We start from the raw sequence: 13,305 nt of genomic DNA on the forward strand, positions 1-13,305 counted from the left end.
GGCACCAAGACTCAAGGCAGATCCTTGTTCACTTCGGGCGCCGCCGCGTCGCGCGGGCCGATGGTGCCCAGGCGGCTCTTGAGCGACTGGGGCTGGCCGGTGAGCATGGCGGCGTAGTTGGTGGTGTTGGCCAGCACTTTCTTCACGTAGTCGCGCGTTTCGGCAAAGGGCACGTTTTCGGCCCAGATGGCGGCGTCGAGCACTGGGCCGTTGCGCCAGCTGCGCGGGCGGCCGGGGCCGGCGTTGTAGGCGGCAGCGGCCATGGGCATGGAGCCCGCAAAGTCGTCCAACGCGAGCTTGAGGTAGGCCGTGCCGATGGTGATGTTGGTGTCGCGGTCGTTGATCTGGTCGGCGGTGAAGTTGTTCAAACCGATCTTCTTGGCCGTCCAGCGCGCGGTGGCGGGCATGACCTGCATCAGGCCCGAGGCGCCCACGTGGGAGCGTGCGTCCATGATGAAGCGGCTTTCCTGGCGGATGAGGCCGTAGACATACGCCGGGTCGAGGCCAATGCCGTTGGCGCGCTCCACCACCGCGCTGCGAAACGGGGTGGGGAAACGCTGGGTGGTGTCCACCACGCTCTTGGTGCGTTCGCTGGTGTTGATGCAGCGGTCCCACACCTCGCGCTGGCAGGCGAAGTCGGCGGCGGCCAGCAGTTCGCGGTCGGGCATGCCGCCGCTTTGGTGCAGGTTGGTGGTGTAGTTCCACTCGCGCACGCCTTCGCTGCGCAGGCCCAGCAGGATGGCATACAGCGCGCGGTTCAGGCCCGGGTTGGCGCGGGCGGCGGCCTTTTCTTCGGCAGTGAGGGGGGCGGGCGCGGGTGGCGTGGTGATGCGCTGGCCGAGCTCTTCGAGCGCCAGTTGCTCGTAGAAGCCGCGCGTGCTGGCAATGCCTTCGAGCAGTTGGCGCGCTTCGGCGCGTTCGGCGTCGGTCACGCGGCCTGCGAGCAGCGAGCGTGCCTTCCAGTACACCCAGGTGCTGTCTTGGCGACCTTCGGGGCCCATGGCGTCCACAGCCTTTCCGACGGCCTTCCACTGGCCGGCGCGCAGGGCGGCGCGCACCTTCCAGCCCAGCAGGTCGTCGTTGAGGTCGCTGTCCTTGGTCACATTGGCAAAGTAGCTGTGGGCGTTGCTGGCCAGCTTTTGCGCAGCGGTCTTGCCGATCACGGCCCAGGCCCAGTTGCGCTCCTCGGCCGAGAGGTGCACGCTCCACTTGCTGTCGAGCTGGTAGGCCGCGCCGTCCGGGTCGCCGGTGGCCAGTTTCAACAGGGCCAGCAGCACCAGTTCCTGCTTGGCCTTGCCGGCGGCCGTGGCGCGCGACAGCAGGTATTTGCTCGGCGCATCCAGCACGTCCTTGACCTGCGGCAACGATTCGGGCGAGACGATCTCGACCGCCGCGCGCACCACGCGGGGGCGATTGGCCTCGACCCCCAGGCGAGCCTTGCGCCACACGTCCAGGGCTGAGAGTTTCTTGTAGCCATGCAGCTCGCGTGCGGCGTGGGTGCAGCCGTCGTCGCCGTCGCGCTGGGCGTACCAGTTGCTGCGCACATCCTCGGCCACGGTGGGGCTGGCTGTGCCCTTGATCTGGTCGATCAGCAGCGCGTAGCAGCGCACCTCGCGGTCGTCCGACATGCGGTAGCTGGGGTGCTGCTCGGCGAACTGGCTCCAGTCGCGGCGCTGGCCCAGTAACAAGAGCCAGTCATTGCGCAGGCGGTCTTCCTGGTAGCTACCGGCGTAGCGCTGCAGGAAAGACTGGATCTCCTGTGGTGACGCCTCGCCCAGGCGCACCCGCAGCTCCCAGTAGGCGGCCCAGGGCTCCAGTGCATGACCACGCGCAGTGGGCAGCAGCTGCGCGAGCTTGTTACGGTCGCCTTTGCGGAAGGCCTGCTGCATCTCCAGCAGGGTATCGTCCCCACGGTTTTGCGCCATGACAAGGGGCGCGGTGGCTGCCAGCACGGTGGCGGCGACAAGGGGTGTCAGAATCGCTCTGAGAAATTGCATGGGGGAATTATCTGATGGACAAAGCAGCCCTTCGGCGCGCGTTGATAGAAGAACGCCTCAATCTGCCCGACCGCCTACAGCGGGCCGACCTGTTACAACAGGTGATGCGCATCTGGCTGGTGAACCGGCCGGATACGGTCATTGGAGCCTATTGGCCCATCAAGGGCGAATTTGACCCCCTGCCCGCGCTGCACCGCTGGAAGGAAGATGGCGAGTTGCTGGACGAACCCCAACTGCGCCGCATCGGGCTGCCGGTGGTGAACAAGCTGCACAAAACCCTCACCTTCCACGCCTGGTACCCCGGCTGCCCCATGGAGGAAGACGCCTACGGCATCCCCAAGCCCAAGGACACCGAGGTCATCGTGCCCACCCTGCTGTTCGTGCCCTGCGTGGGCTACGCCCCCGGGGGCTATCGGCTGGGCTATGGCGGCGGCTTCTACGACCGCACGCTGGCCACCCTGCAGCCCAAGCCGTTCACGGTGGGTCTGGGCTTCACCAATGGCTACCTGGACGACTTCGAGCCCGAAGAGTTCGACCTGCCGCTCGATGCCATCCTGAACGACAACGGGGTGGTCTGGCCGGTCTGAACCGCTGCGCCATTGCCCGTGATGCGTGCCACGCATCATTCAGGCCGTGTTTTCGCATCGCTGGCGCGCGCCACTGCCGCTAGCATGGCGGGCTGACTTTCTTTTCTCTGTTTTCCATCGGCAGGTGCCCCATGCTCAAGCTCTATATCGGCAACAAGAACTACTCCTCCTGGTCCATGCGCCCCTGGGTGCTGCTCAAACAGGCGGGCATCGTGTTTGAAGAAGTGCGCGTGCGCTTTGACAGCTTTGACGCCGATTCAGAGTTCAAGCGCGCGATTGGCGCCGTGAACCCCACGGGCAAGGTGCCCGTGCTGGCAGATGGTGACCTGGTGGTGTGGGACACGCTGGCGATTGCCGAATACGTGGCTGAAACCCACCCTGACAAAAAGCTCTGGCCCACGGACGCCAAGGCCCGTGCGCGCGCCCGCAGCATTTGCGCCGAAATGCACAGCGGCTTCACCGCCCTGCGCAGCAACTGCCCCATGAACATCGAGGCCAACCTGGCCGACACCGGCGCCCTGATCTGGCGCGACCAGGCCGGCGTGCGCGCCGACGTGCAACGCCTGGTGGACATGTGGAGCGCGCTGCTGCAGGAACATGGCGGTCCCATGCTGTTTGGCGAGTTCACAGTGGCCGACGCCTACTTTGCCCCCGTGTGCATGCGCCTGCACACCTACGCCCTGCCCGTGCCACCCCACATCGCCGCCTATGTGCAGCGCGTGCGCGCCCTGCCCGGCGTGAAGGCCTGGATCGACGACGCCCTGGCCGAGAAGGACTTTCTGGACTTCGAAGAACCCTATCGCCTGTGCCATAAAGAAGGCTGAGCACCACCATGGCCGTCACCATCTACCTGCGCTACGTGCTCAACACCAGCAAGCTCAAGGAGTTTGAGCACTACGGAAAACTGTGGATACCGCTGGTCGAGAAGTTCGGCGGTAAACACCACGGCTATTTCATGCCCAGCGAGGGCGCGAACAACATCGCACTGGCATTGTTCACCTTTGACAGCCTTGCGGCGTACGAGGTGTACCGCCAGCAGTCGATGCAGGATGCAGAATGTCAGGCGGCGTTTCGCTATGCCGAGGAGACGGGGTGCATCGTGAGCTACGAGCGGAGTTTTTTCAGGCCGGTGTTTGGCTGAAGGGGCACGGGCAGCCCGGCCACGCTACCTAAACTGCTTGCGCAAAAACGGCTTGTGCCGCGCGATGTGCGCCAACTGGGCGGGGGCCACGGTGCCGCCCAGGTCTTCCTCTTCCGCGTTGAGCACCTGGTTGGCATAGGCCAGCGCACGCGCCACCACCTCTTCCTCGCTCACCCCCTGCTGCGCGGCCAGGTCCAGCGCCACGCGCTTCATGGCGCGCTGCGACAGCATCCACATGGCGCCAAAGGCATCCCACGCGGCCATCGCTTCCTTGAACTTGTCGCGATCGGCCAGGATTTCGTTCAGCGGCTTGGCCAGGATCTCCTGCAGGTCGTCCACCTTGGCTTTCAAAGCTTCGAACTGCGCCTCGCGCTGCAGGGCTTCCGCTGCAGCGTTGGCGGCTGCGTCGGGCGCCGTGGGCACGGGCACGCTGCCGTCGGGGTTGAGCTGGGCGATGGTGAGGTCGGACGAGAGGGACATGGTGGGCTGGAATATACGGCCGGGGGCCCGGCCTAAACTACACCGATGCAAATCTACATGGTGGGCGGCGCCGTCCGCGACAAGCTGCTGGGCCGGCCCGTGAACGACCACGACTGGGTGGTCGTGGGCGCGACGCCCGAGCAGATGCTGGAACTGGGCTATCTGCCCGTGGGGCGCGACTTCCCCGTCTTTTTGCACCCCGACACGCGCGAGGAGTACGCACTGGCCCGCACCGAGCGCAAGAGCGGGCGCGGCTACCGGGGCTTTGTGGTGGAAAGCTCGCCCGATGTGACGCTGGAAGAAGACCTTTCGCGCCGCGACCTTACTATCAATGCAATAGCTACTAGCGCTTATGGGATAAGCGCTGGAGGCATTTTTGACCCCTATTTTGGTGCCCAAGACATCGAGGCGCGGGTGCTGCGGCATGTGACCGACGCCTTCCGCGAAGACCCGGTGCGCATCCTGCGTGTGGCGCGGTTTGCGGCGCGATTCACCGACTTCACGGTGGCGCCCGAGACGATGCAGCTGATGCGCGAGATGGTGCAGCACGGCGAGGCGGACCACCTGGTGGCCGAGCGCGTGTGGCAGGAGCTGGCGCGCGGGCTGATGGAAGAAAAGCCCTCGCGCATGTTCGAGGTGCTGCGCGAGTGCGGCGCGCTGCAGGTGCTGCTGCCCGAAGTGGCGCGCCTGTGGGGCGTGCCCCAGCGGGCGGAGTACCACCCCGAGGTGGACACGGGCGTGCACCTGATGATGGTGCTGGACATGGCCGCGCGGCTGCAGGCGCCACTCACTGTGCGGTTTGCCTGCCTGGCGCACGACCTGGGCAAGGGCACCACGGCCGCCGACGTGCTGCCACGCCACATCGGACACGAGGAGCGCAGTGCCGAGCTGCTGAAGGTCGTGGCCGAGCGCCTGCGCGTGCCGGTGGACTGCCGCGAGACAGCCGATGTGGTGGCCCGCGAGCACGGCCACATCCACCGCAGCCACGAACTGTCGGCCGCCGCCCTGGTGCGGCTGCTGGAGCGCTGCGATGCCATTCGCAAGCCCGAGCGTTTTGCCGACATCCTGCTGGCATGCGAATGCGATGCGCGCGGGCGGCTGGGATTTGAAGAGTCGGCCTACCCCCAGCGCCAGCGGCTCGCCGCCGTGCTGGCGGTGGTGCAGTCCGTGGTCACGCGCGACATTGCAGCGCGGGCAGCGGCCAAGGGCATGAGCGGGCCGCAGGTGGGCACGCTGATCCACCAGGCCCGGGTGGAAGCGGTGGCGCAGTGGACAGGCAACAACAACGCCACCTGACCCAGGGCCGCGGAAAACAAGGCACACCCCTCAAAAACGAGGGCAAAACTTCCTACAATCCGCGTCCGCTTGCGCCCCGCCCCGGGGTGCACCTTTGCAAGTTCCTGGCGCATGCTCGCGCCCTACAGCCATTCCAACGCCTTCATGACCGCAGTGCACATCCGCCCCGCCGCCCCGGCCGACGCCGACACCATCGCGCCGCTGTTTGATGCCTACCGGCAGTTCTACGAGCAGGCGCCAGACCTCGCTGGAGCCCGGACATTCATCGCACAGCGGCTGGAGCGCGGGGAGTCCGTGGTGCTGCTGGCACTGGATGCATCGGGAGCAGCGATAGGTTTTTGCCAGCTTTACCCAACCTTCTGCTCGGTGGAGGCAGCGCCCATCTACACGCTGTACGACCTGTTCGTGGCCCCCGCAGCACGCAAGACAGGCGCCGGGCGCGGCTTGCTGATGGCCGCCGAAGCCATGGCCCGCGCGCACGGCAAGGTGCGCATGGATCTGACCACGGCACACGCCAACACCACGGCGCAGTCGCTCTACGAATCGCTGGGCTGGACGCTGGACACCGTCTTTCGCGCCTACAACAGGCGGGTAGCGGCCTGACCTGACCGCCACCTCGCCGCTGCCCAGATAGCCATTACCAGCGCAGCAGGCGCGGCCCCAGTACGGCCCCCAGCGCCGTCGGGATGGCCATGCCCGCCAGGTACCAGACCGCCAGGAACGGCGTGGCCATCTCGGGGCAATGCAGGGCATACACCAAAGCACCCAACGCGCCCGCCAGCAACCCGGCGCCCGCGCCCGCCCAGGCCAGGCGGGTGGGCGCGGCCCCCTTCAGGGCCCAGAAGCCCGCAGCCAACGCAGGCACAGACAGCGCCGCGATATTGAACGGACAGGTGCGCCAGGTGCTGCCCAGGATGAGCGGCACACGCTCTGCCGCAGTCACCTGCGACAACGCCCACAATGCCATGGCCCACAACACCAGCGGCGGCACTGCCAGCAGCAGCGCCGCAGGCCCCACCGCCATGCCGGGTCGGGCCATGCGGCGCAGCAGCGCCAACCCGGCGGCGGCCAGTGCAGCGGCAAACACCAGCTTGCCCCAGAACATGGGCAGCGCCATGGTCGCCAGCAGGTCGGGGCGCAGGCCGAACAGGGCCAGCATCAGCACCCCGGCACCGGCAATGCCCACTGCGGCGGCCACGGCAAACCGTTGCTCTATCGCGTTGTTCTGCACCGGCCGGTCATCGGCGGCGAGCAGGTGGATCAATTCATCGGTTTTCATGCTATTTCCCCTGGGACTTACGTACATCAGAATGCAACAACGACCGGCCTTCTGTACCCGGCGGTTTGCCTGACCCCTGTTGCACGTAAGTCATGTCCCTGATCTTGGCGGCCAGGGCCTTGAGCCCCCGGTGCACGCCGACTTTGACGGCCGACTCCGACAGCCCCGTGAGGCGCGCCGTCTCGACGACCGACAAACCTTCCAGCTTCACGCACTCGATCGGCAGACGCTGCTTGTCGGGCAAGGTGCGCAACAACTGCCCCAGGTCGCGCCGGGCTTCGGCGGCCTCGCTGTCGCTGCTGGCAAACAACTCATCGGCATCGTCCAGCGGGTCGTTGCGCCCTTCCTTCACGGCGTGCGAGCGCAGCCAATCGATGAGCTTGTAGCGCGCAATCGCATGCGCCCAGGCCGTCACCGGCATCTCGGGCCGATAAGTGTGGCGCTGGTTGTGCACCGCCAGCAGCGTCTCCTGCACCAGGTCCTCCACCTCGTCGGGCCGCTGCATCAGGCGGCGGCGCAAAAACGCACGCAGGTGTGCGCTCAGCTCTTTCAGAAAGCGCTGGTAGGCGGCTGCGTCGGCGTCCAGCCCTTGCAGCAGCAAACCGCGCAGGCGCTCTTCCACTATCTCCATGGTGTCTCCCTGCAAGGAATTCGTACTCCGAGGCCAATGGGTTACAGGCAACAGAAAAAATATTTACGCCATGCCGCCACGATTTTTTTGCGCAGCGCTGTAACCCGCCTGCTGCACAGCGCGAATTACAACGCAGATCGGGCCATTCAACGCGACCTCTGTGTCGCAACCCGGTCGGATTCAACCACTACCCAACCCTTGGAGAACCGTACCATGACCACTCGCACCCTCAGCCTCGGCGCACTCGCCCTCATTGCCCTGACTTCTGGCGCCGCCATGGCCCAGACCGCCCCCATGGAAGGAGCCAAGCCCGCCATGGAGAAGTGCTACGGCGTCTCGATGGCTGGCAAGAACGACTGCGCAGCAGGCCCCGGCACCACCTGCGCCGGCACCTCCAAGATGGACTACCAGGGCAACGCCTGGAAGTTCGTGCCCGCAGGCACCTGCGCGTCGATCAAGACGCCCAAGGGCATGGGTTCGCTGGCACCCGCCAAGGCCTAAGAGGCTGATGCCATGACTCCGCGCCCCCTCACCGCTGGTCTGGGCCTCAAGCCCCAGCACTACGGCGAGGCGCTGCAGTGCACCGCCCCCGGCCTGTGGTGGGAGGTGCACCCCGAGAACTACCTGGCCGATGGCGGCCCGCGCCTGGCGTATCTGGATGCGATCCGCGCACGCCACCCCATGGCGCTGCACGGCGTGTCCCTGTCCCTTGCGGCCGATGCACCGCCCGATGCGGCGCACCTGGGCCGCCTGGCGGCACTGGCGCGGCGCGTGGAGCCTGTGATCATCTCGGAGCACCTGGCGTGGTCCACCTGGCGCGGTCAGTATCTGCCCGACCTGCTGCCGTTTCCCCGCACGCACGCGGCGCTGCACCGCATTGCAAGCAACATCGCCCGCACACAGGATGTGCTGCAACGGCCCATCGCCATCGAGAACCCCACGCACTATCTGCACATCGATGGCCACGCATGGGCCGAGACCGACTTTCTGGCCGAATTGGTGCGGCGCACCGGTTGTGCGCTGCTGCTGGACGTGAACAACGTCCATATCAGCGCGAACAACCTGGGCTTTTGCGCGCAGGCGTACCTGGATGCGTTTCCCCTGCACGCCGTGGCCGAGATCCACCTGGCGGGCCACCATGCCGACCCGGTGCATGGCAACACCTTGCTCATCGACAGCCACGACGCCCCGGTGGCGCCCGCCGTGTGGGCGCTGTACCAACGCGTGATCGAGCGCGCAGGTCCCATCCCCACCCTCATCGAGCGTGATGACAACCTGCCCGACTTCTGTGAACTGCTGGGCGAGCGTGGCCAGGCCCACCATGTACTCATGGCTGCGCACACCGAGGAGGCCGCATGCAGCTGACCGACTTTCAGGATGGTTTCTCGGCCGCCCTGCTCGGCGCGGGCCATCCCCCAACCACCGCGTGGCTAGTGGCCCTGGAGGCCCAGCCCGGCTTTGCCGTGTACCGCAACACCGTGCTCAAGGGCTGTGTCGATGCCCTGCAGGCCAGCTACCCCACGGTGTGCCAGCTGGTGGGCGAAGGCTGGTTCCGCGCCGCCGCAGCGGTCTATGCGCGCCAGCAACCGCCTTGTGATGGACTGCTGGTGGACTACGGCGCTGGGTTTGGCGACTTCCTGGCCGGGTTTGAACCTGCGGCCGGGTTGCCCTACCTGCCCGCCATAGCGCGCCTGGACCGCGGCTGGACCGAGTGCCATCTGGCAGCCGACGCTACCGCCGTGGACCGAGCCTGGTGGGGCCGGCAAGCGCCAGAAACGCTGCCCGCCTTGCAACTGCATCCCCACCCCGCTGCGCACTGGACCTGGTGCAATGGGCATCCGGCCTATCGCCTGTGGCAGAGCCACCGTGAAGGCTTGGCCCTGCCCGAATCGCTGGCCTGGGCGGGTGATGGCGGCCTGCTCACCCGGCCACACGCGGAAGTGACCTGGCGCCCGCTTTCGCGTGCAGGGGTTGCTTTTTTGGACGCCTGCGCAGAGGGCCAGACTCTGGAAGCCGCCGCCACCCGCGCCTTAGATACCGATCCCGCCACTGACTTTGCCGCGCTCCTGGGCACCTTGCTGGACGCGGGGGCCCTGGTCCCACCCCATTCACATCCACATTCACACCCACAGGCCGAGGAGGCCCCATGACCACCCACACCCAATCCCCCCACTTCCCCACAGCACCCACCAAAGGCCCCCGCGTTCTGCTGGCCCGCCTGGCCGATGCCGCTGCCTGGCTCACCCCCCACAGTCTGCTGGCCCTGGTCAACCGCGTGGCCATCGCGGGCATCTTCTGGCTGTCTGCCCGCACCAAGGTCGATGGCTGGTTCACGATCTCCGACAGCGCCTACGCGCTGTTCCGCGAAGAATACAAACTGCCCTTGTTGCCGCCTGAACTGGCGGCGCAGATGGCCACCGTGGCCGAACATGTGTTTCCCATCCTGCTCGTGCTGGGCCTGTTCACGCGCCTGTCGGCTGTGGCCTTGTTGGGCATGACACTGGTCATTCAGGTTTTTGTGTATCCGGATGCCTGGCCCACGCACCTGTCGTGGGCGGGGCTGATGCTGTACCTGGCAGGGCGCGGTGCGGGCAATGTGTCGCTGGACCGCGTGCTGGGAATTCGCTGAAACCCTTGCATCAGCCCGCGGCCGTCTGCACCCAGCGCACGATGTCCGCAGCACCCAGCGCGCCTGAGATACGCGCCACCTCACGCCCCTGCTGAAAAAGGACCATGGTCGGAATGCTGCGGATGGCATAACGTGCCGCGATGGCCTGGTGTTCTTCGGTATTGAGCTTGGCCAGGCGCACACGCGGCTCCAGCTCACGGGCCGCCTGGGCAAAGGCGGGCGCCATCTGGCGGCACGGCCCACACCAGGGCGCCCAGAAATCCACCAGCACCGGAATGTGGCTGCGCCCCACATGTTTGTCAAAACTCGCCCCATCCAGTTCCAGAGGGGCGCCCACAAAAAGCCCCTGGTGGCACTTTCCGCAATCGGGTGCATGGGCCAGATCTGCGCTTTGCACGCGATTGGTGGTGTGGCAGTGCGGGCAGACGATGTGCAGGGCTTCGGTCATGGGGTGAGATCAGGTTCAAGCAAGAGCAAGAGCGGGTTTTTTACACATTGCGGCAGAAGCTTTGCGTTTCAAGGGTGGTCCTGCCAGACCAATGGCAATGGCAATGGCAATGGCAATGGCAATGGCAATGGCGGCCCGATGTTGCAATGGGTCGCACACCTTGCGCGCGTTTACCAACGCTGAATCACCCTTTCCCCCCGGTCAGCTTCACGGCGTCTGCTAAGGTTTGACCCATGCAGCTGCTCCCCCTACTGACAACTGCCCATGCGCTTTTTCTGGACTTCGATGGCACGCTCACCGAGCTGGCACCACGCCCCGAGGCGGTGCGCGTCGCCTCCGGGCTGGTCCCAACGCTGCTATCGCTGTACACCCACCTGGGGGGTGCGCTGGCCATCGTGACCGGGCGGCCTGAGGCCGACATCGACGGATTCCTGGCCCCGCTGCGCCTGCCGCTGGCGAGTGAGCATGGTGCCCAATACCGCCTGGCCGACACTTCGCTTCCGGCCGTTCTACCGCCGGATCTGGAGCCCGTTCTTCGGGCTGCGTACGACCTTGCAGCGCGCAACCCCGGGCTGCTGGTGGAGCGCAAACGCGTCAGCGTGGCCCTGCACTACCGCCAGGCCCCCCAACTGGCCGCGTTGTGCCACGACACCCTGGTACGCGCCATGCGCCATGTGGAGGGCGTGGAACTGTTGCATGGCAAATGCGTCTTTGAAGTGAAGCCCCGTGGCGTCGACAAGGGCCAGGCCATTGCCGATTTCATGACCCAGGCACCCTTTGCAGGACGTTTGCCAGTCTTCGTGGGCGATGACGTCACCGACGAAGCTGGCTTTGCCGCCGTGCAGGCGCTGGGCGGCTGGGGCATCAAGGTGGGCGAAGGGCCGACCATGGCACAACACCGCTGCATGACACCCGCCGCATTGCGTGGCTGGCTGTCGGCCACGCGAACCCATTGGAACCACCTGAACCCGGAGCGCGAACCATGAACACAGCCGCCAACGCCCCCCAAGCGGGATCGCTCAACCTGGGGATGATCGGCAATTGCGCCATCAGCGCACTGATCGACAACCACGCCCGCATGGTGTGGTGCTGCCTGCCGCGTTTTGATGGAGACCCGGTGTTCAACGCCCTGCTGCAGCCCGGCGACGAAGGCAGCCACTTCGCGATCGAACTCGAAGACCTCGCCTCGGCCCACCAGTGGTATGAGCCCAATACCGCCATCCTGCGCACGCAGCTGTTTGACAAGGCAGGCCATGGGGTGGAGATCACCGACTTTGCGCCGCGCTTTTACAGCCGCTCGCGCTACTTCCGGCCCATGACGCTGGTACGCCGGGTGCGCCCCATCCAGGGCGCGCCTCGCATCCGCGTGGCGCTCAAGGTGCGCTACGACTGGGGCCAGACCACACCCGAAATCACGCGCGGCAGCAATCACATCCGCTATGTGGGCGAGGGCATGACGCTGCGCCTGTCCACCGATGCACCGGTCTCGCACGTGTTGTCAGGCCAGGCGTTTGTACTCACGCGCGAACACAACTTTCTGCTGGGGGCCGACGAAACGCTGGTGGAGGGCATTGCCGACACCGCGCGCCTGTTCGAGCAGGAGACCACGGCCTACTGGCGCAGCTGGACCCGCGCCCTGGCCGTGCCGCTGGAGTGGCAAGAAGCCGTCATCCGTGCGGCCATCACGCTCAAGCTCTCACTGTACGAGGACACCGGTGCCATCGTGGCCGCCATGACCACCAGCATCCCCGAGTCCGCCCACAGCGGCCGCAACTGGGACTACCGCTACTGCTGGCTGCGCGACGCGTTCTTCGTGGTGCGCGCGCTCAACAGCATCTCCGAAGTGGGCACCATGGAGGACTATCTGCGCTGGCTCAGCAACGTGGTGGTGGAAGGCGGCGATGGCCACATCCAGCCGCTGTACGGTATTGGCCTGGAGCAAGAACTGCCCGAGAGCCTTGTGCCCCAGCTGGCGGGCTACCGGGGCATGGGCCCTGTGCGCGTGGGCAACCAGGCGGCAGAGCATTTCCAGCATGACGTGTACGGCAACATCGTGCTGGGCGCGGCCCAGGCCTTTCACGACCACCGCCTGCTGCACCGCGCGGGCCTGGCCGAATTCACGCGGCTGGAACAGGTGGGCGAGAACGCAGTGCGTGTCTACGGCCAGCCCGATGCAGGCATGTGGGAGCTGCGCACACGTGCCCGGGTGCACACGTCGTCCGCCCTGATGAGCTGGGCCGCCTGCGACCGGCTGGCCAAGATCGCCGCCACCCTGCAGCTGGCCGACCGCGCCAGCCACTGGCAGCAGCATGCGGACCGCATGCGCGCCGAAATCCTGGACAAATCGTGGTGCGAAGCGCGCCAGGCGTTTGCCGAAAGTTTTGGCGGCCATGAACTCGATGCCAGCGTATTGCTGATGGCCGAGGTCGGCCTCATCGACCCGAAAGACCCGCGCTTCGTGAGCACCGTGGAGGCCATGGAAAAGAGCCTGTGCGACGGCCCCTACATGCGCCGCTACGAGGCGGCCGACGACTTCGGCAAGCCCGAGACAGCCTTCAACATCTGCACCTTCTGGCGCATCGATGCCCTGGCGCGCATTGGCCGCAAGGCCGAGGCGCGCGCCATCTTCGAGACCATGCTGGCCGCCCGCAACCCGCTGGGCCTGCTGTCCGAAGACACGCACCCCGAAACGCGCGAGATGTGGGGCAACTTCCCGCAGACCTATTCGATGGTGGGCGTGATCAACGCTGCCGTGCGCCTGTCAGCCCCCTGGGACAGCGTGATTTGAGGTCCTGTCCGACAACGGCCTGGGGCGAT

General features: G+C 66.3%; 16 protein-coding genes. 11 read left to right on the forward strand and 5 right to left on the reverse strand.

All coding sequences use genetic code 11. The features are described 5' to 3' along the window. Positions 1-11 precede the first annotated feature (11 nt). Positions 12-1,997 carry a lytic transglycosylase domain-containing protein gene (locus ASE52_RS22315; protein WP_057229290.1) on the reverse strand — a complete coding sequence of 662 codons (1,986 nt, stop codon included), beginning with the start codon at positions 1,995-1,997 and terminating at the stop codon, positions 12-14. A gap of 14 nt (positions 1,998-2,011) precedes the next feature. Here ASE52_RS22315 and ASE52_RS22320 point away from each other — a divergent pair, with 14 nt between their 5' ends. From ASE52_RS22320 to ASE52_RS22330, 3 genes are all read left to right on the forward strand, one after another. Continuing rightward, a complete protein-coding gene (locus ASE52_RS22320) occupies positions 2,012-2,584 on the forward strand; it encodes a 5-formyltetrahydrofolate cyclo-ligase (RefSeq protein ID WP_010462696.1) in 573 nt (190 codons plus the stop codon). A 131-nt stretch (positions 2,585-2,715) separates the two neighbouring features. Further along, entirely contained in the window at positions 2,716-3,408 is a 693-nt protein-coding gene (locus tag ASE52_RS22325) for a glutathione S-transferase family protein (protein ID WP_057229292.1), read from the forward strand. 8 nt (positions 3,409-3,416) lie between these two features. Further along, the gene (locus ASE52_RS22330) at positions 3,417-3,725 is read left to right on the forward strand and encodes an NIPSNAP family protein (RefSeq protein ID WP_057229294.1); all 309 of its coding nucleotides are present in this window, start codon (positions 3,417-3,419) and stop codon (positions 3,723-3,725) included. Between the two features lie 24 nt (positions 3,726-3,749). Here ASE52_RS22330 and ASE52_RS22335 read toward each other — a convergent pair whose 3' ends face one another. Further along, positions 3,750-4,205: a hypothetical protein gene (locus tag ASE52_RS22335; RefSeq protein WP_010462699.1), complete on the reverse strand. Its 456-nt coding sequence runs from the start codon at positions 4,203-4,205 to the stop codon at positions 3,750-3,752. Positions 4,206-4,250: 45 nt separating this feature from the next. On the opposite strand from ASE52_RS22335, the gene ASE52_RS22340 reads away from it, so the two are divergent. Then, positions 4,251-5,501, forward strand: a complete 1,251-nt coding sequence (locus ASE52_RS22340; protein ID WP_057229296.1) for a multifunctional CCA addition/repair protein — start codon at positions 4,251-4,253, stop codon at positions 5,499-5,501. A gap of 144 nt (positions 5,502-5,645) precedes the next feature. Beyond that, entirely contained in the window at positions 5,646-6,104 is a 459-nt protein-coding gene (locus ASE52_RS22345; protein WP_057229700.1) for a GNAT family N-acetyltransferase, read from the forward strand. A 34-nt stretch (positions 6,105-6,138) separates the two neighbouring features. Here the strand turns inward: ASE52_RS22345 and ASE52_RS22350 are convergent, their stop codons facing one another. Together ASE52_RS22350 and ASE52_RS22355 are read right to left on the reverse strand one after the other, a co-directional pair. Next, complete coding sequence (locus ASE52_RS22350; RefSeq protein ID WP_057229298.1) at positions 6,139-6,780, reverse strand: DUF1109 domain-containing protein; 642 nt, start codon at positions 6,778-6,780, stop codon at positions 6,139-6,141. A gap of 1 nt (position 6,781) precedes the next feature. Next, positions 6,782-7,411 (reverse strand): sigma-70 family RNA polymerase sigma factor, encoded by a 630-nt coding sequence (locus ASE52_RS22355; RefSeq protein ID WP_057229300.1) that lies wholly within the window; start codon positions 7,409-7,411, stop codon positions 6,782-6,784. Positions 7,412-7,624: 213 nt separating this feature from the next. On the opposite strand from ASE52_RS22355, the gene ASE52_RS22360 reads away from it, so the two are divergent. From ASE52_RS22360 to ASE52_RS22375, 4 genes are read left to right on the forward strand one after another with little or no spacing between them, the layout of a single operon-like run. After that, on the forward strand, positions 7,625-7,912 hold the full coding sequence (locus tag ASE52_RS22360; RefSeq protein WP_010462708.1) for a DUF2282 domain-containing protein: 288 nt from the start codon (positions 7,625-7,627) through the stop codon (positions 7,910-7,912). A gap of 12 nt (positions 7,913-7,924) precedes the next feature. After that, positions 7,925-8,776: a DUF692 domain-containing protein gene (locus tag ASE52_RS22365; RefSeq protein ID WP_057229302.1), complete on the forward strand. Its 852-nt coding sequence runs from the start codon at positions 7,925-7,927 to the stop codon at positions 8,774-8,776. Then, positions 8,767-9,561, forward strand: a complete 795-nt coding sequence (locus ASE52_RS22370) for a DNA-binding domain-containing protein (RefSeq protein WP_057229304.1) — start codon at positions 8,767-8,769, stop codon at positions 9,559-9,561. The genes ASE52_RS22365 and ASE52_RS22370 overlap by 10 nt, the downstream gene beginning before the upstream one ends. Further along, positions 9,558-10,040, forward strand: a complete 483-nt coding sequence (locus ASE52_RS22375) for a DoxX family protein (RefSeq protein ID WP_057229306.1) — start codon at positions 9,558-9,560, stop codon at positions 10,038-10,040. Before ASE52_RS22370 ends, ASE52_RS22375 begins: the two co-directional genes overlap by 4 nt. A gap of 10 nt (positions 10,041-10,050) precedes the next feature. Here the strand turns inward: ASE52_RS22375 and trxC are convergent, their stop codons facing one another. Beyond that, positions 10,051-10,488 (reverse strand): thioredoxin TrxC, encoded by a 438-nt coding sequence (trxC, locus tag ASE52_RS22380; protein ID WP_010462715.1) that lies wholly within the window; start codon positions 10,486-10,488, stop codon positions 10,051-10,053. A gap of 233 nt (positions 10,489-10,721) precedes the next feature. On the opposite strand from trxC, the gene otsB reads away from it, so the two are divergent. Together otsB and ASE52_RS22390 are read left to right on the forward strand one after the other, a co-directional pair. Then, positions 10,722-11,474, forward strand: coding sequence for a trehalose-phosphatase (gene otsB, locus ASE52_RS22385; RefSeq protein ID WP_057229308.1), 753 nt, complete (start codon positions 10,722-10,724; stop codon positions 11,472-11,474). Then, positions 11,471-13,276 (forward strand): glycoside hydrolase family 15 protein, encoded by a 1,806-nt coding sequence (locus tag ASE52_RS22390; protein ID WP_057229309.1) that lies wholly within the window; start codon positions 11,471-11,473, stop codon positions 13,274-13,276. Before otsB ends, ASE52_RS22390 begins: the two co-directional genes overlap by 4 nt. The last annotated feature ends 29 nt before the right edge of the window (positions 13,277-13,305 follow it).

It is taken from the genome of Acidovorax sp. Root275 (assembly GCF_001428965.1).
Taxonomy (GTDB): Bacteria; Pseudomonadota; Gammaproteobacteria; order Burkholderiales; family Burkholderiaceae_C; genus Acidovorax; species Acidovorax radicis.